This window comes from Actinoplanes sp. NPDC049265, assembly GCF_043197135.1.
In the GTDB taxonomy this organism is placed as follows: Bacteria; Actinomycetota; Actinomycetes; order Mycobacteriales; family Micromonosporaceae; genus Actinoplanes.
Genome location: NZ_JBICSP010000025.1, coordinates 76,773 through 93,354, shown reverse-complemented (window position 1 = coordinate 93,354; position 16,582 = coordinate 76,773). Strand labels below are relative to the sequence as shown.

The 16,582-nt window shown below is 73.4% G+C and carries 12 protein-coding genes; 8 read left to right on the top strand and 4 right to left on the bottom strand.

Going from position 1 to position 16,582, the window contains the following annotated elements:
* Positions 1-413: 413 nt before the first annotated feature.
* Positions 414-1,943, top strand: coding sequence for a malate synthase A (gene aceB / locus ACGFIO_RS38865; protein WP_392834866.1), 1,530 nt, complete (start codon positions 414-416; stop codon positions 1,941-1,943).
* On the top strand, positions 1,943-3,145 hold the full coding sequence (locus ACGFIO_RS38860; RefSeq protein WP_392834864.1) for a DUF6986 family protein: 1,203 nt from the start codon (positions 1,943-1,945) through the stop codon (positions 3,143-3,145). The genes aceB and ACGFIO_RS38860 overlap by 1 nt, the downstream gene beginning before the upstream one ends.
* A 22-nt stretch (positions 3,146-3,167) precedes the next feature.
* Here the strand turns inward: ACGFIO_RS38860 and ACGFIO_RS38855 are convergent, their stop codons facing one another.
* Complete coding sequence (locus ACGFIO_RS38855) at positions 3,168-4,292, bottom strand: AraC family transcriptional regulator (RefSeq protein ID WP_392834861.1); 1,125 nt, start codon at positions 4,290-4,292, stop codon at positions 3,168-3,170.
* 347 nt (positions 4,293-4,639) lie between these two features.
* Here ACGFIO_RS38855 and ACGFIO_RS38850 point away from each other — a divergent pair, with 347 nt between their 5' ends.
* From ACGFIO_RS38850 to alc, 3 genes are read left to right on the top strand one after another with little or no spacing between them, the layout of a single operon-like run.
* Positions 4,640-6,034 carry an FAD-dependent oxidoreductase gene (locus ACGFIO_RS38850; RefSeq protein ID WP_392834860.1) on the top strand — a complete coding sequence of 465 codons (1,395 nt, stop codon included), beginning with the start codon at positions 4,640-4,642 and terminating at the stop codon, positions 6,032-6,034.
* 49 nt (positions 6,035-6,083) lie between these two features.
* Positions 6,084-7,397 carry an allantoinase AllB gene (gene allB, locus ACGFIO_RS38845; protein WP_392834858.1) on the top strand — a complete coding sequence of 438 codons (1,314 nt, stop codon included), beginning with the start codon at positions 6,084-6,086 and terminating at the stop codon, positions 7,395-7,397.
* Positions 7,397-8,404, top strand: coding sequence for an allantoicase (alc, locus tag ACGFIO_RS38840; protein WP_392834856.1), 1,008 nt, complete (start codon positions 7,397-7,399; stop codon positions 8,402-8,404). The genes allB and alc overlap by 1 nt, the downstream gene beginning before the upstream one ends.
* Here alc and ACGFIO_RS38835 read toward each other — a convergent pair.
* The 3 genes from ACGFIO_RS38835 to ACGFIO_RS38825 form a co-directional block, all read right to left on the bottom strand.
* Positions 8,386-11,073 (bottom strand): hypothetical protein, encoded by a 2,688-nt coding sequence (locus tag ACGFIO_RS38835; RefSeq protein WP_392834853.1) that lies wholly within the window; start codon positions 11,071-11,073, stop codon positions 8,386-8,388. The genes alc and ACGFIO_RS38835 overlap by 19 nt on opposite strands.
* 395 nt (positions 11,074-11,468) lie before the next feature.
* Positions 11,469-12,563: a protein-L-isoaspartate O-methyltransferase gene (locus ACGFIO_RS38830; RefSeq protein ID WP_392834850.1), complete on the bottom strand. Its 1,095-nt coding sequence runs from the start codon at positions 12,561-12,563 to the stop codon at positions 11,469-11,471.
* A 70-nt stretch (positions 12,564-12,633) separates the two neighbouring features.
* Positions 12,634-13,818 (bottom strand): phosphotransferase, encoded by a 1,185-nt coding sequence (locus ACGFIO_RS38825; protein ID WP_392834849.1) that lies wholly within the window; start codon positions 13,816-13,818, stop codon positions 12,634-12,636.
* A gap of 105 nt (positions 13,819-13,923) precedes the next feature.
* On the opposite strand from ACGFIO_RS38825, the gene ACGFIO_RS38820 reads away from it, so the two are divergent.
* From ACGFIO_RS38820 to ACGFIO_RS38810, 3 genes are read left to right on the top strand one after another with little or no spacing between them, the layout of a single operon-like run.
* The gene (locus ACGFIO_RS38820; RefSeq protein ID WP_392834847.1) at positions 13,924-14,304 is read left to right on the top strand and encodes a hypothetical protein; all 381 of its coding nucleotides are present in this window, start codon (positions 13,924-13,926) and stop codon (positions 14,302-14,304) included.
* The gene (locus tag ACGFIO_RS38815) at positions 14,301-15,812 is read left to right on the top strand and encodes a sensor histidine kinase (protein WP_392834846.1); all 1,512 of its coding nucleotides are present in this window, start codon (positions 14,301-14,303) and stop codon (positions 15,810-15,812) included. The genes ACGFIO_RS38820 and ACGFIO_RS38815 overlap by 4 nt, the downstream gene beginning before the upstream one ends.
* Complete coding sequence (locus tag ACGFIO_RS38810; RefSeq protein WP_392834845.1) at positions 15,802-16,464, top strand: response regulator; 663 nt, start codon at positions 15,802-15,804, stop codon at positions 16,462-16,464. The genes ACGFIO_RS38815 and ACGFIO_RS38810 overlap by 11 nt, the downstream gene beginning before the upstream one ends.
* Positions 16,465-16,582 lie beyond the last annotated feature (118 nt).

The window sequence follows — 16,582 nt, the reverse complement described above, 5'->3', positions numbered from 1 at the left end:
CGAATGGCTTTATCGCGGCCACCTGCGGTGCGGGAAAGTGTTATTCCTAAGTCTTTCTCCGTGGCTGGATAAAACTGGCTGCAAGAAGCAAACTCCCTGGTGAAGACCACTGGTTCGAGTTCGGCGCTGCCGCCGGCTTGATCCGCCAACTCCGCCATTAACGCGCGGGGAGACCTTGCTGTAGGGATTCCGCCGGCGTAGTTGAGCGCGGAGCGCGCGGCCGCCCGTCTGAACAGGTGAGCGGGGCGGTTGCGCAAAGACCTCCGTTCCCCGGGAGGGCAGCGGCCTCCGTATCCCCAGGAACTTCGGTTCCGCGGAGGCCGCTGCGGGGTTTTCCACAGGCCTCTGCCGGCGCTCGGTTCTGCCACTACGGTGGTGAGGGAAAGCCGGAAGTCAGCAGGGAGGCGCCGATCGTGACCGAGATCCTGTCCGCCGAGGCCGTGGCGTTCGTCGAGGACCTGAACCGCCGGTTCCGGCCGCGCCGCGACGAGTTGCTCGCCGTCCGGGCCGAGCGCCGCGCCGCGATCGCCGCCGGGGCCCAGCTCGACTTCCTGCCCGAGACGGCGGAGATCCGGGCCGGCGACTGGACTGTGCCGGCCGCGCCGCCCGCGCTCACCGACCGGCGGGTCGAGATCACCGGCCCGACCGAGCGCAAAATGACTGTCAACGCGCTCAACTCCGGGGCCAAGGTGTGGCTGGCCGATCTGGAGGACGCGAATACCCCGCACTGGGCCAATGTGGTCGACGGGCAGCAAAACCTGTATGACGCCATCCGGCGCACGGTGACGCTCGAGACCGACAAGAAGACGTACGAGCTGGGCGACGGCCCGTACCCCACGATCGTCATGCGGCCCCGCGGCTGGCATCTCGACGAGCGCCACCTGACCGTGGACGGCGCACCGGCGGTGGGCGCGCTGGTCGACTTCGGGCTCTACTTCTTCCACAACGCGGCCGAGCTGGTCGAGCGCGGCGCCGGCCCGTATTTCTACCTGCCCAAGATGGAGTCGCATCGCGAGGCGGCGCTGTGGAACGACGTGTTCACGCACGCGCAGGAGGCGCTCGGCATCCCGGTCGGCACGATCCGGGCGACAGTGCTGATCGAGACGATCCCGGCCGCGTTCGAGATGGACGAGATCCTGCACGCGTTGCGGCCGCACATCTCGGGGCTGAACGCCGGCCGCTGGGACTACCTGTTCAGCATCATCAAGTACTTCCGGGACAACCCGTCGATGGTGCTGCCCGACCGCGCCTCGGTGACGATGACCGCGCCGTTCATGCGGGCGTACACGGAGCTGCTGGTCTCGACCTGCCACAAGCGGGGCGCGTTCGCGATGGGGGGCATGGCCGCGTTCATCCCGTCCCGGCGCGACCCGGCGGTGAACGAGGTGGCGCTGGGCAAGGTGCGCGAGGACAAGGAACGCGAGGCGGGCGACGGGTTCGACGGGTCCTGGGTGGCGCACCCTGACCTCGTACCCCTCTGCGCCGAGATCTTCGACAGCGTCCTCGGTGACCGGCCCAACCAGGTCGAACGCCGCCGCGACGACGTGTCGGTGACCGCCGCCCAGCTGCTCGACGTGGCCGCCACCCCCGGCTCGGTAACCGAGGACGGGCTGCGTAACAACGTGTCGGTCGGCCTGCAATACCTGGAGTCGTGGCTGCGCGGCAACGGCGCCGTGGCGATCAACAACCTGATGGAGGACGCCGCCACCGCCGAGATCTCCCGATCGCAGATCTGGCAGTGGATCCACAACGCTGTCACGCTGCCCGACGGCACCCCGATCACCGCCGAGCTGGTCCAGCGCATCGAGGACGAGGAACTGGCCAAGATCGCGCCGGGCCCGGGTAACCGCTTCGACGACGCCCGCAAGCTGTTCGAACGGGTCGCGCTGGCCGACGACTTCGCCGACTTCCTCACCACCGCGGCGTACGACAGCATCGACTGATGCGCCTCACCGACGGCGACTACTCCGCGATCGACGCGCTGCTCGTCGACCACGACGCGTTCCTGCGGGCGCGTTACCCGGGGGAGCGGGCCGGTCGGCAGCCCGTACACACCGTCTACGTGCCGGCCGATCAGGTCACGCCCGACCTGATCGACGTGTGGCGGGCCGACGCGTTGGCCGCGCTGCACGGGCAGGACTGGCCGTTCGGGCACTTCGAGCAGGTCGAGGCCAAGCTGCGGGCGGAGCCCATCGAGGATCTGCGGATCGACCTGGAGGACGGGTACGGGGTCCGCGACGACGCCGAGGAGGACGCGGCGGTCAAGGCGGCGGCGGCCGCGCTCAACGAGGGCATCCGGGTGCCGTTCGCGGGCCTCCGGATCAAGTCGCTGGAGGCGGCCACACGGCGCCGCGCGTTGCGTACCCTCGACCTCTTCCTGACCGCCTACGGCGAGCCCTTCACGATCACGTTGCCCAAGGTCAGCGGTCCGGCGCAGGTTTCGGCGATGGTCGCGCTCTGTGCACGGCTCGACCGGGTGTACGGGACCTCGCTGCACTTCGAGATCCAGGTCGAGCTGCCGGCGGCGGTGCTCGGGGCCGACGGGGCGGCCACCGTCGCGCGGCTGATCACGGCGGCCGAGGGGCGTTGCACGGGATTGCACTTCGGCACGTACGACTACAGCGCGGCGGCCGGCGTCGCGGCGGCGTACCAGTCGATGGACCATCCGGCCGCCGACCATGCGAAGGCGGTCATGCAGGCGGCCGCCGCCCAGACCGGCGTGCACCTGAGCGACGGCTCGACCAACGTGCTTCCGGTCGGGTCGCCGCCCGAGATCCGCGCGGCCTGGGAGGTGCACCACCGGCTCGTCCGGCGGTCCCTGGAACGCGGCTTCTACCAGGGCTGGGACCTGCACCCGGCGCAGCTGCCGACCCGGTACGCGGCGGTCTACGGTTTCTACGCCGACGGCCGCGAGGCGGCGATCACCCGGCTGCGCTGCTACGTCGACCGCCAGTCCGGCGGCATCGCCGACGAGCCCGCCACGGCCCGCGCCCTGGCGGCGTTCCTGCTGCGCGGCCTCGACTGCGGCGCCCTGACCGACGTCGACCCGGCGGGCGGTGCGGGCTCGGGGCGGGGCGACGCCGGCTTTAGTCGCGATGAGCTTGTGGCTCTCGCCCAGGCCGCGTCTCGGTCGGCGGGCGGCTGACACCGCGGCGGGATTCGGGAGGTTACTCGACGGCAGGGCGGGACTGGGCGCGGCGCCGGGCGGTGGGGGTTTCGCCGAAGTGGCGGCGGTAGGCCCTGATCAGGTGGCTCTCGTCGGTGAAGTGCCAGCGGGCGGCGAGCTCGGAGACGGTCCAGGTGGTGGAGAGCAGTTCCGCGCCGGCGCGTTCGAGGCGTCGCTGCCGCACGTAGCCCATCACCGACGTGCTCTCGCGCGCGAAGGCCCGGTGCAGGGTTCGGACGGACACGTGCAGCGCTGAGGCGATCGCGGCCGGGTCGATGTCGGGGTCGGTGAGCAGCCGCTGGTCGATACACTCCCGCGCGGCGGCGACCAGCGCCGGGGACTGGTGTTCGTCGTCCACCACCTGCTGGTCCAGCAAGCCGCGGAACAGCTCGAGAGCGGCGTTGCGGGCCGCAGTGCCCAGGGCGGGGTTGCGGGCGGGGCCGCCCAGGTCGAGGTTGCGGGCTGTGGCGCCCAGGGCGGGGCCGCTCAGGTCGAGGTTGCGGGCCGGGGCGCCCAGGGCGGGGCCGCCCAGGTCGAGGTTGCGGGCCGGGGCGCCCAGGACGCCGGCGCGGGTTGCGGTGCTCGGGGCGTCGGCCAGGTCCAGGCACGTTCGCAGGTGGGCCAGGAGCAGGCGGGCGGCGGGTGAGTCGCGGTCAGCCGGAATGGCGGTCCGGTGCGCCCGCGCACCCGCCTCCTCGATCGGCACCGACAGCATGAGCGCGCGGGTGCCCCGGCTCACCTCGAAATCCCACGGCTCGTCGTTGCGACGGATGTAGGCCCGCCCCGGCCCGACCACCGCGGAGCGCCGCGCCGACCGGAAACGCCACTCGCCCTGGAACGTGAAGTGGCTGACCATCCGGTCGGGCAGGTGATCGTGCGAGCCGCCGGTCCGGCCCGCCACCGCGTCGCTGTACTGGTCCTCGACGGCCAGATCGAGGATGTCCAGGCGGCGGATCCGCACCCGGTACGAGCCCTCGCTGCGCCGCGGCAACGTCAACGGCGGAGGGGGTACGAGATCACCGGCCTGCCGCTGCCACTCGGCCCGCAGCACGTCGTCGCGGCGGTCGTCCGCATACCCCACGTCGATGTCGACAGCGAACCGCCCCCGACCGCCATCTCGTGGCATCCCCACTCCTCACCGCCGCCCGGTTGCCCGGCCGTTCCCCGGTCGCCCGGCCGCAGCATCCGTCGCCCGGTGGCTCCACGGTCGCCGGTCGCTCCGCCGCCCGACCGCTCCTCTGCCGCCCGGTCGCCGGTCGCTTCGCCGTCCGTCCGGTCGCCGCCCGACCGCCCGACCGACCGACCGACCGACCGACCACATTAATCAGCGGCCGGCCCCCGGAAGGCCGCTTGGTGTGTCCGGACATGCCGGACTGCCCTCCCGGATCAGGACACCCGGAATGGCGCGCGGATACCGCTGACGTGGCACCGGCGTACCGGTGCCGGTCCGACACCGCGCCCTAGCGTGGCGGCGTGTCCGAATCCCTCACCTCAGCATTCGACCGGCTTGTCGACGCGCGACCACCGGCCCGGCCCACCATCCTGTTCGACACCGCCACGGTGCTCGGCGGCAGCATCGCGGGGCTGCTGGCGGCCCGAGTGCTCGCCGACCACGCCGGCGAGGTCGTCATCGTGGAGCGCGACGAACTGCCGGCGAAACCGCGGCCCCGGCCGGGCACACCCCAGGACCAGCAGGTGCACACGCTGCTGCCGGCGGGACACCAGTGGATCGAGCGGTGGCTGCCGGGGTTCACGGCGGACGCGCTGGAGCGGGGCGCCCTCCTGTCCGGGCCGGACACCACGTCCACCGCCTTCGACGGCCACCGGCAGGTGCGCGCCGACACCGACTTCCGGCTGTTCGTGGCCGGGCGCCCGCTGATCGAAACCGTACTGCGGGAGCACGTCATCGCTCGGCCCAACGTGTCCGTCGTCCGTGGCCGGGTGACCGGCCTGCGGTTCGCGGACGGCGCGGTCAGCGGGGTCGCTTATTACGACGGAAACGAGAACGGGAACGGGGAGCGGGTCCTGGCGACCGACTTCACCGTGGACGCGACCGGCCGCGCGAGCCGGGTGCCGGCCTGGCTCAGCGAGCACGGCTACGACGAGCCCGAGCTCGAGCGGCTGGCCGCGCCGATCAACTACGCGACCGCCCTCTTCCACCGCGACGAGCCCGCGTCCGAGCTGGAGGTCGCCTGCGCGCTGGGCCTCTTCGCGCCGGGGCAGGGAGTGGGCGGCGTGTCCGTCGCGGCCGCCAACGCGGTCGAGGACGATCAGTGGATCGTCATGCTGATGGGCTACGACGACGCCCGGCCGGGTCGCACGCTCGACCAGTTCCGGGAGATCACGGCGGGGCTGCCGGGTGTCTTCGGTCGGGCCGCGGCCGGAGCGGTCACCCGGGAGATCGTCACCTACCATCAGGCCGAGAGCCGGCGGCGGGACTTCACGGGGGTACGGCGCTTCCCGGCCGGGCTGGTCAGCGTGGGCGACGCCGTCGCGTCGTTCAACCCGGTGTACGGGCAAGGCATGAGTTCGGCGGCCCTGCACGCGTCGTGTCTGTCCGCCCACCTGACCGATGGTCCCGACCTGGCCGCCCCGGCCACCGGCTTCTTCGAGCGGCAGCGGCTGGTGGTGGACGCGGCCTGGGCGATCTCGGCCGGCGGGGACGCCGAGCGCCTCGACGCGGTGACCGGCGCCGCCGTCCCGGAGGAGGTCAGCCGTCAGCGGCAGGTCCTCCGGCAGATCGTCGGCGCCACCCTGGTCGACCCGGCGGTGGCCACGGCCTTCAACAACGTCTCCTACATGCTGCGGCACCCCGCCACCCTGGCCGATCCGGCGATCGTGGAACGCGCCGCCGCCGCGACCGGCTGAGGTCCGCGTCATAGCCTGCGTCGGGTAATCGGCCGTTAGGCTCTGAGTCATGTTGGATCTCGTCGTCCGGTCGCGCCGGGTGGTTACCGCCGAGGGGGAGCGGGCCGCCGCCGTGGGGGTGCGGGACGGCGTGATCGTCGAGGTGGCGGGCTACGACGCGGTGCTCGAGGCGGCCGCCGAGCGAGACCTGGGGGACGACGCGCTGCTGCCCGGCCTGGTCGACACGCATGTGCACGTCAACGAGCCGGGGCGTACCCCATGGGAAGGGTTTGCCACCGCCACCCGGGCCGCGGCGGCCGGCGGCGTGACCACGATCGTCGACATGCCGCTCAACAGCCTGCCGCCGACCGTGGACGTCGACGCCCTGCGGGTCAAGCTGGCCGCAGCGGCGGGGCAGTGCCACGTCGACGTCGGCTTCTGGGGTGGCGCGATCCCGGGTAACGCCGGTGAGCTGCCCGCCCTGAACGAGGCGGGCGTGTTCGGGTTCAAGGCGTTCCTGGCCGACTCCGGCGTGCCCGAGTTCCCGCCGCTGACCTCGGCCGAGCTGGTGATCGCGCTGTCCGCTGTGGACGCCCGCTTCGTCGTCCATGCCGAGGACCCGCACCACCTGCACGAGGCGGCGTCGTCGGCCGCGTACACCGATTTTCTGGCCTCGCGCCCGCCCGAATCCGAACACGCCGCCGTGCGAACCGCGATCGAAGCGGCGCGGAAGACCGGCTCGCGCGTCCACATCCTGCACCTGTCGGCCGCGAGCGCGGTGCCGCTGATCCGTCAGGCCCGCGCCGACGGCGTACGCGTCACCGCCGAAACCTGCCCGCACTACCTGACCCTGGCGGCCGAGCGGATCCCGGCCGGCGCCACCGAGTTCAAGTGCTGCCCGCCCATCCGGGAAGCGGCCAACGCCGACGAACTGTGGGCGGCCCTGGCCGAAGGCGTCATCTCGTGCGTGGTGAGCGACCACTCGCCGTGCACGCCCGACCTGAAACGTCAGGACACCGGTGACTTCGCGGCGGCCTGGGGTGGCATCGCGTCGGTGCAGCTGGGACTCCCGGTGATCTGGACGGCGGCCCGCGCGCGAGGGCACACGCTGGCCGACGTGATCTCGTGGATGGCCCGCCGCCCGGCCGACCTGGCCGGGCTGGCCGGCAAGGGGCGGCTGGCCGTCGGCGCCGACGCCGACCTGGTCGCCTTCGCGCCGGACGAGTCCTTCGTCGTCGACCCGGCCGCGCTGCACCACCGGAACCCGATCACCCCGTACGCCGGACAGACCCTTACGGGTGTGGTGCGGGCGACCTGGCTGCGCGGGCGCCCCGTCACCGGCGACACTCCACACGGCCAGTTCCTCACCCGGGAGCACACCTGATGGATGACAACCAGCACATCGACCTGGCGTCGCGGGCGTTCGGCGGCGGCGTGGTCGCGGTCAACGACGAGTTCTTCGCCGCCGCCGACCACCTGCTCTCCCCGGGACGGCCCACGCACGCGCCGCGGACGTTCGACCACCGCGGGCAGGTGTACGACGGCTGGGAGACCCGGCGGCGCCGCGAACCGGGGCACGACTGGGTGATCATCCGGCTCGGCACGCCGGGAATCATCCGGGCCATCGACATCGACACGTCGTTCTTCACCGGCAACTACCCGCCGCACGCGTCGGTCGACGGGTGCTCGCTGCCCGGACACCCCGACGCCACGCAACTGAAGAAGGCCACCTGGACCCCGCTGGTCTACCGGACCGCGCTCAGTGGCGACACCCAGAACCTGTTCACCGTGGACAACGCGCGGCGCTTCACCCACGTGCGGCTGACCATCTATCCGGACGGTGGCGTGGCCCGGCTGCGCGTACACGGCGAAGTGGTCCCTGATCCGGACCTGCTGCCCGACGTCTTCGACGTGGCCGCGGCCCAGCACGGCGGGCGGGTCACCGGATGCAGCAACATGTTCTACGGCCACCCCGGCAACATGCTGATGCCCGGCCTGGCCGCCTCCATGGGCGACGGCTGGGAGACCTCGCGGCGCCGCGACGACGGCAACGACTGGGTGATCGTGCAGCTGGCCGCGCCGGCCGTGCTGGCCCTGGCCGACCTGGACACCAGCCACTTCAAGGGCAACGCGCCCGGGCGGGCGTCACTGCGCGGGGTGGACACGCGCAGCGGCTCGGCCGACGACCCGACCGACTGGTTCGACCTGCTCGAACCGATGCCGCTGGCGCCGGACACCCCGCACCGGTTCCGGGTGTCGGCGGAGCGGGCGGCCACCCATGTGCGCCTCGACATCTTCCCGGACGGCGGCATGGCCCGGCTGCGACTGCACGGCCGCCCGGACGAAGCCGGGGCGACCGCCCTCCGGGCCCGCTACGAAACCTTGCGCTGAGCCGAACTCGCGCGGGCCCACAGGGCGGGCCAGCCGTGCGGCATCCACTGCGGTGGTACGAGCAACCGGCCGCGCGGCACCGGCCGGTCGGTCAGCTCGGCCACCGCGAGCGCCGCCGCCCGCCACGGCTCACCGCCCACCCGGGCCGGCACCGTGACCCCCACGTTCAAGGCCGTCGCGGCCAGGGCGAGCGCGCACAGCGTCGGCACGTCCGGGTCGGCCCCGACACCACGGGCGAGCGCCGGATCCGACGCCGCGACCAGCCGGCCCAGCGACGCCCGGACCCGCAGCGAGGCGACGTCGACAGTACGGGCCACCCGCACCTCGGGCAGCCGGGCCAGCGGCCGCAACGCCCCGGGCAACGGCTCGTCCCGGGCCAGCGCGGCCAGCCGCCCGTCCATCCGCCGCAGCGCCGCCCGCAGCGGCCGCCCGGCCGTCCCGTGCCACAGCTCCCGCGCCGTCACCCCGTCGTCCAGCTCCCGCCGGCACGCCGCGTCGAGCTCGGCCGCCGACGCGCGGCGCAGAGCGGTGACGGCCTCGGTGCCGCGGGTCCGGGGCGGATCGGGCAGGGCGTGCGCCAGGCGTACGAGAACCGGCGCCTCGACCCCGGCCAGCCGCCGCCGCAGCACCGGCCCCACCTCCTTGACCACCCGCTCGGCCGGCGTCGCCCGGCGCACCGTCCGCATCGGACGCGGGCCCGGCGGCGGCAGGTCGGGATCCTCCGGCGCCGGCGGCCGTGCCGAGGGCAACGTGGCCACCCACGCCCGGACCGCCCTGTCCAGCTCCGGATCGGGGTCGACGTTGAAGCGCGCCTTGAACTCGCCGATCCGCCAGCCCTTGGTGCGCTGCTGGAGTTCGACGTTGAGCACGATGCGACGGTCGGGCCCGCGCAACGCCAGCAGCACGCACGAACCCCGCTCGGCCTCCCGGGTGTAGTAGCTGCCGTTGAGGCAGTTGCCCATGAACTCGCTCCACGCGGCCAGATGCCGCGGCGTGGTGGCGACCTCGACCCGCAGCCCCGTGCCCGGCACCGGCGTGCCGTCCCGGCCGAGCAGCACCTCAGGCACCGGGTAGCGGCCGGTCAGCGCCTGCGAGACGTCGGCCGAGCCGTAGAGCGCCTCGACCAGCCCGGTCCAGCCGCGCGGCTTGGCCGGGACGACCCCGCCCAGCTCGGCCAGATGCGCGGCGCCGGTCAGGGCGGCCGAGATCGACGAGCACGGCGGGTACATCGGCTGGTCCTCGGCCCCGAACACGTCGACCTCGGGCATCGACTCGTCGAAGTCGACCTCGGCCCGGGCCCGCCCGTGCAGCCGGGCCACCTGGTCACCCAGCTCGGCCAGCCACAGGTAGTCGTCGACCTGCTCGTCGCCGGGGCCGCGGTCGGCCAGCGGGGTGCGGCCCGGCCCCGGCTGGCCCCAGTTCGCCCGGCGTTCCGGGGACAGATAGCCGAACACCGCCCGCCACTCGGTCATCGGCTCGGCGCCCCACGTGCGGATCTCCTCGGCGGCGAACTCGCCCAGCGACCGGATCGACTGGCCGAACTCGGTCAGCTCCTCGAGCACGATCGTGCCCCAGTCCCGAGTGCGGGCCAGCCGCTGTTCGACGTGGGCCGGCCGCCGCGAGGTGAGCAGCTCGCGCACCCAGACAGCTGGGCGGGCCGGTGTGCCGCCACCCCGCCGGGCCAGCCGCAGCGCCTGCTCCGACGGCAGCTTGGCGACCAGCCGGATCGCGGCCTCGTTGGCGGCCAGCGCGGCCGGCAGACCGTCGGCCTGCGCGGTCTCGGCGATCCGGCCCATCAGGGTCACCGCGAGGGCGTCCTGGAACAGACGGCGGGCGTGCGACGACCAGCCGTACGGGGCGAACGAGTGCCGGATCAGCTGCGCCGCCCGTGGTGGGCCGTCGAAATGCGGAGCCGCCCACAGCAGCGCCGACTCGTCGTCCAACCGGTGGTAGAGCTCGCGCAGATCGTCCGGGCCGGTGCCGTCCTGCGACGCGCGCAGCCGTTCGGTCCGGCCGGTGCGCACACGGTCGGCGCAGACGAGGTGCCACAGATCGGTCAGCAGGGCCAGGCGGCGCGGGCCGGGCAGGTGGGCGGTCAGCCGGGCCAGGTGGGCGGCGGCGTCGGACGCGAGACCCGTACCGAACGGATCGATGTTTTCCGGGGTGTCCAGGGACAGCAGCTGTTCGAGCTGTTCCGGGCCGAGCACGTCGCTCGCGGCCGCGGCCAGCTTGACCGCCGCGTGGCGCCCCTCGGCCACCGCCGCGGCCGCCGCCGCACCGACCCGGCGGGTCGCCCGCGGGCCGAACAGCGCGGTCACGATCGCCTCGCGGGCCCCCAGCGCCGACGCGGCGGTGGTCAGCGCGGCCAGCATGGCGTCCCGACGGTCGCCGCGGCCGCCCTCCAGCAGCGCTGACCGGAACCCGTGGCCCAGATCGACGTCGGCGCCGGCCGCCAGCCGGCCGCCCGCGCGAACCAGGTTGGTCAGGGCGGTGACGGCCGCGCGGACCTGGTTCGGCGGCGCCCCGGCCACGCCGAGCGCGACCGGGGCGCCGGGCGGGGTGCGACCGGTCGCGCCCGCGTGGAGCGCGACGGGATCACCGGCCGGCCCGGCGAGCCAGAGCTCGCAGCCGGCCGGTGGCACCACACCGCCGGCCAGACGTACACCCACCCGCACGATGATGACCGCCGCTGTCCACCGGCCCAACCGAATTCCCGCCGCTGGGCTGTTTCCAGAACTGGATGTCGTAGCTGGGTGGGTGGTGCGGACCGTCGCTCCCGCCGAGGTCGCTTCGCTCCACCCGCGTGAGTGGTCGCCGTCCCCATGGGCTTGACCCGTTTTGGTGGACAGGTGTGGTGTGGTGGTTGGTCAGGTTGCTAGGTCGGTGGGTGGACTGGTTCTGGGGGTGGTAGCCCGGATGACGCTCGGGGCCACCACTGGGTTTGGGGGTGGTAGGGCTGGGCGGTGGTGGGGGCTCGGATGCCGCCCGGGGCTACCACTGGGTTTGGGGGTGGTAGGGCTGGGCGGTGGTGGGGGCTCGGATGCCGCCCGGGGCTACCACTGGGCTAGAGGCTCCAGTTGGCGGGGACCCAGATGGGGGCGTCGGAGCGCCCGGCCAGGGCCAGGGTGACCCGCCACGCTCGCATCGGCGGGCGGCCCTCGGCGTCCCAGCGGCGCAGAATGTCGGCGGCGTCCTGGGCCAGGGCCGGTTCGCCGGTGGACAGCACGCTGCCGTCGGGCGGGATGGCGGCGCCCTGGGCCCGGTCCTCGGCCAGCAGGACCAGGCAGGAGTGCTCGGCGCCGGGGACGGCGGCGTGGGTGGCGCGGCGGTGCCAGACGCCGGCCGCGTACCACAGGTCGCGGTAGGCCAGGGCGCCCAGCGGCGGGTCGAATCGGGCCGGCGCCGTCACCGTCAGCGGGGCCAGCTCGCCGGGGGCGGCCGGCGCCGGATGCGCGAACTGATGTGTCGCAGTCAGCGGGCCGGCCGCGCTCATGAAGCCGGACGGGCAGATCACCTCGGCGGTGACCGGGCCGGCGGCCGGACCGCGGACGGTCAGCACCGGGTGGGTGCCGGCGTGCTCGACCGGCACCACGGCCACGCCGCCGGGGTCGAGCTGGTTGAGCCACCGCGGGGACAGCCCGGCCACGCCGACCGTGACGATCACCCGGTCGAAGCGGTGACCGGGCGCTCCGGCGTACCCGTCACCGGTCTGCACCTGAACCCGCTCGACGCCGGCGGCCGACAACGCGGCCGACGCCCGCGCCGCGACATCGGCCTGCACGTCCACGCTGACCACGGTCGCGCCCAGCGCCGACAGCAACGCGGCGTTGTAGCCGGTGCCGGCGCCGATCTCGAGGACCCGGTGGCCGGGGCGCACGTCCAGCGCGGCCAGCATGATCGCCATCAGGGACGGCTGGCTCGACGAGCTGACCGGCATCCGGCCGTCGACCTTGGTGACCAGCACGTCGTCGCGGTGCACGAGGTCGAGGAAGTCGCGGTCGCCGGGCCCGGCCCAGCCGCCGCCGTGACGTTGGAAACCGCCGGGTACGAACGCCTCGCGCGGCACGGCGGCGAACGCGGCGGCCAGCTCGGCGGACATCGGCGCGCCGGCCGCGCGCATGTCGTCGACGAGCCGCGCCCGCCTGTCGCTCGCGTTCACCGTGCGGCGCCGGGCGGCGGGTATCTCATCTGCTCACCGTACGGCGCTGGGCGGCGGGTATCTCATCCGCTCACCGTACGGTGGCGACCGCCGCGGCGAGTCCGGCCGTTACGTCGTCCGCGTGATAGGGGTGCTCGGCCGGTTCGATGCGGGCCAGGAAGTCCGCGTAGATCACCGCCCGGCGCAGGTGGAAGATCGGCTCCATCAGGTCGGCGGCGCGTTGCGGGTCGCTGTCCGGCCGGGCCGCCCGCCAGCGCATGGCCCAGGCCGAGGTCAGCGACGCCTTCTCGGCCGGCGGCAGGCCCTCGGTCAGCCGCAGGACGTCGTCGGCGGGATGCCCGGCGGTGGCGTCGCCCCAGTCCATGATCACCGGTGCGGCGCCGCCGCCGATCCGGGCGTTGCCGGGGTGCAGGTCGCCGTGCACGATCGTGTCGGGCATGCGGCAGGCGGCGATCTGGTCCAGCCGCCGGGGCAGGTCGTCGATCAGCTCGCGCAGGCCGTCGATGCGGTCCAGGTGGGCGGCGGCGACCCGGGCGAACGGTTCCACGGCCAGCCGGGCGTCGGGCATGCCCACGGCGAGCAGGTCGTTCACCCGGCCGGCGAAGTGCTCCTGGACCGGGTGCCATTCGGCGGCGATCTCCGCGCGTACCCGTGCATCCGCGCCGAAGCCGTCCTCGCCGGGCACGTGGGCGAGCAGCATGCGCCCCTGCGAACCGGCGGCGAGCAGCGGCGGGACCAGGCCCGGGGCGACGCCGGCGACCAGCCCGAGCACGGCCGGCTCGTGGGCGAAGAACTCCGGCACCTGCTTGAGCCAGGCGACCGGGGCGCCGGCCACGTCCAGCCGCCAGACCGCGGACAGGTTCCACGTCTTGCGCTGCGTGGCCACGGCGTTGGGGGTGCCCAGGGCGGCCAGGGCGGAGACGGCCCAGCGGGTGGAGGCGGAGGGGCCGCCCGGTTCCGCGTACGGGGCCCGTAGCGGCTCGGGCGACAGGTCGGGGTCGGCGGGCTCGACGGCGATCTGCGGTGACCCGGCCAGCTGGGCCAGATAGGTGACAGTGCCGCCGCCGGTCGCCGCCGTCGCACCGGAGACCGTGAGCAGCCGCAGCACCTGCACCTCGACGCCGTAGCGGGAACGGGCGCCGGCCACCACCTCTTCGACCTCCGGCCACCACGGCACCGACACGTCGAACGACGGCAGCGCGCCGAGCGGGACACCGAGGGTGTCGAGGAGAACCAGTTTCACTGTGCGACCCACGCCGAGACCGTAGCGTGCCCGTGGCACTTTCGTATGATCGGCGCCGGTATCAGGATCGGTCGTAGGTCCGTCGCATCGCCGCGTCCGCTGCGCGACCGTGAAGGCATGCGTAAAGTATTTGTGATCATCGCTGTGGTCGCCGTCGTCCTGTGCGGCGTGGGTGGCTGGTTCGCCGTCCGTGCGTTCCAGGTCGGCAACGAGATCAACAAGTCGTCGATAACGCAGCAGGAGTTCGACGCGCAGCGGATCGGCGGGGAGGAGACCGCGGTGCGCGACGCGTTGCCGGTGCCGTTCGACGACTCGGATTCCGACGAGGGCGAGCTGTATGGCTCGGACCCGACCAAGCAGGGCAAGCCGGCCGGGTCGAACTGCATCTACTACGCCGTCAAGCCGCTGACCAAGGGCGGGGACCGGCCGCTGTTCCGGTTCTGTTTCGCCGGCGGCAAGCTGACCGAGAAGAAACAGATCCGGGTCGCGAGTTCATGAGGCCGGGATTCCTCGCGTACGAGATCGGGCTGGCCGCCGCGCTGTCGGCGGCCTGCGCCGCGTTGTCCGCCGTGGCCGGCATGCCCGCCTGGCTGGTGGCTGTCCTCGTGGTCGCCGACCTGGCCCTGGTCGCGTTGCGGCGGCGGTTCCCGGCACCCGTCCTGATCGTGGCGGCCGTGCTCACCGTCATCCCGGACCGCTCCGATTTCCCGCTCGCGGTCGGGCTGGCCTATGCGGCCGGCTATCGGATCCGTGGCCCGTGGCGGCTGACCGCGGCGCTCGGGGCCGCCCTGCTCGCCCAGGTCGGCGGTACGGCGTTGCGGGAACGTCCCGCCGGTCCGCTGACCCTGCTCTTCGCGGTCGGCATCTTCCTGGTCGTGACCGTGTTCCCGGCGACGCTGGCGCAGCTGTCGGCCCAGCGCCGCCGGATCCTCACGCTGATGCACGAGCGGACGGTGTTCCTGGGCGAGCAGCAGCGGATCATCGCCGAGCGGGCCCGGACCCGGGAGGCCAACCGGATCGCCCGGGAGATGCACGACTCGCTCGGTCACCGGCTCACGCTGATCTCGCTCTACGCGGGGGCGCTGCGCTCGGCGCCGACGGCCGACACGGTCAAACTGCTGCACGCCACCTCGGTGTCGGCGATGGACGAACTGCGGCAGATCCTGGCCGTGCTGCGGGCCGAACCGGACGCCGAGAACGACGGCGACCACGACATGGACCAGCTGGTCGCCGAGGCGCAGGCGGCCGGGGCGCAGATCAAGCTGGAACGGTCCGGGGACGCGGTCGAGGTGCCGGCGATGATCGAGCACGCGGCGTACCGGACGCTGCAGGAGGGCATCACCAACGCGTTGCGGCACGCCCAGGGTGGTGAGATCCGGGCCGCCGTGCGGTTCGAGGAGGGCGCGCTGGTGGTCGAGGTGGAGAACGAGCCCGGGCGCGGGCAGGACGGCACCACCGGCGGTCAGGGGTTGTACGGCCTGGCCGAGCGGGTCCGGCTCGCCGGTGGCGTGCTCTATCACGGGCCGCGGCCGGGCGGCGGGTTCCGGCTGGCCGCGACGCTGCCGCTGACCCGGGTCGAGCCGACCCCCGCCGACGACCAGCGGACACCATCCGAGGACGCCGGGGTCGACGACGAGTTCGGTGAGGACCTGCGGCGGGCCGATCGGCGGCGCCGGATCTGGACCGCCACCGTGACCTTGAGCGCGCTGCTGGTGGTCGCGCTCTGCTCCGGCGGGTTGTGGATCGCGATGCGGCAGCAGACCGTCTCCGGCGCGACCTTCGACCGGGTCCGGGTGGGGGAGACGGCTGATCGCGTACGGAAGGAGCTGCCCGACCCGGACACGGCGCTCGACCCCGGCAAGACCCTTCCCGCGCCACCGCCCGGCGGCGACTGCGTGGCCTACCGTGCCGCGCCGACCCTGAAGCCGGCCGACGTCGAGGGTTACCGGTTCTGTTTCGGCGACGGGACCCTGATCTCGAAGGAGGAGCTGGCCGATGTCGGCTGACCGGCAGCGGGTGATGATCGCGGACGACGACGACCTGACCCGGGGTGGCATCAAGCTGATCCTCGCCGCCATCCCCGGCGTCGAGATCGTCGCCGAGGCGCACAACGGTGTGGAGGCCCGCGATCTGGCCATCCGCCATCGCCCCGACGTGCTGCTGCTGGACATCAAGATGCCCGGCATGGACGGTCTGGCCGCGCTCCGCGAGATCGCCCGCAGTTCGTCGGTGTCGGTGCTGATGCTGACCACGTTCGGCGACGACCAGTACATCGACGAGGCACTGGCGGCCGGCGCGGCCGGTTTCGTGCTGAAGAGCTCGGCCGCCGACGAGTTGGAGCCGGCGTTGCGGGCGGTGGCGGCGGGCGAGATGTTCCTGTCCCCTCCGGTGACCCGCCAGGCGGTGACCCAGTTGCGGCGGTTGCGTCCGGTCCCGCCGGGCGACGACGTGCTGGCCCAGCTGTCGCAGCTGAGCGAGCGTGAGGTCGAGGTGCTCAAACTGCTGGCCCAGGGGTTGTCGAACACCGCGATCTGCGAGCGGCTGGTCATCTCCGAGAGCACGGTGAAGACGCATGTGAGCCGGATCCTGCAGAAGCTGGCCTGCGAGAACCGCGTCCAGGCGGCGCTGCTGGCCCATCGGGCCGGCCTGATCGGCTGAAACCACTCGCCAGCCGGAGCCAGTAGGTAGGCCTGGGCGGTATTCGCGCGCCCGACACCGCCGTGGGCCACGACTGGCGGTTTGGGGAGCGCGACCAATCACGCACGTGGAGCGGGCT

Coding starts and splice junctions, on each gene's coding strand:
- alc (WP_392834856.1), top strand. CDS start 7,397: ATGGATGACAACCAGCACATCGACCTGGCGTCGCGGGCGTTCGGCGGC.
- ACGFIO_RS38855 (WP_392834861.1), bottom strand. CDS start 4,292: ATGCCACGAGATGGCGGTCGGGGGCGGTTCGCTGTCGACATCGACGTG.
- ACGFIO_RS38860 (WP_392834864.1), top strand. CDS start 1,943: ATGCGCCTCACCGACGGCGACTACTCCGCGATCGACGCGCTGCTCGTC.
- ACGFIO_RS38820 (WP_392834847.1), top strand. CDS start 13,924: ATGCGTAAAGTATTTGTGATCATCGCTGTGGTCGCCGTCGTCCTGTGC.
- allB (WP_392834858.1), top strand. CDS start 6,084: ATGTTGGATCTCGTCGTCCGGTCGCGCCGGGTGGTTACCGCCGAGGGG.
- ACGFIO_RS38810 (WP_392834845.1), top strand. CDS start 15,802: ATGTCGGCTGACCGGCAGCGGGTGATGATCGCGGACGACGACGACCTG.
- ACGFIO_RS38815 (WP_392834846.1), top strand. CDS start 14,301: ATGAGGCCGGGATTCCTCGCGTACGAGATCGGGCTGGCCGCCGCGCTG.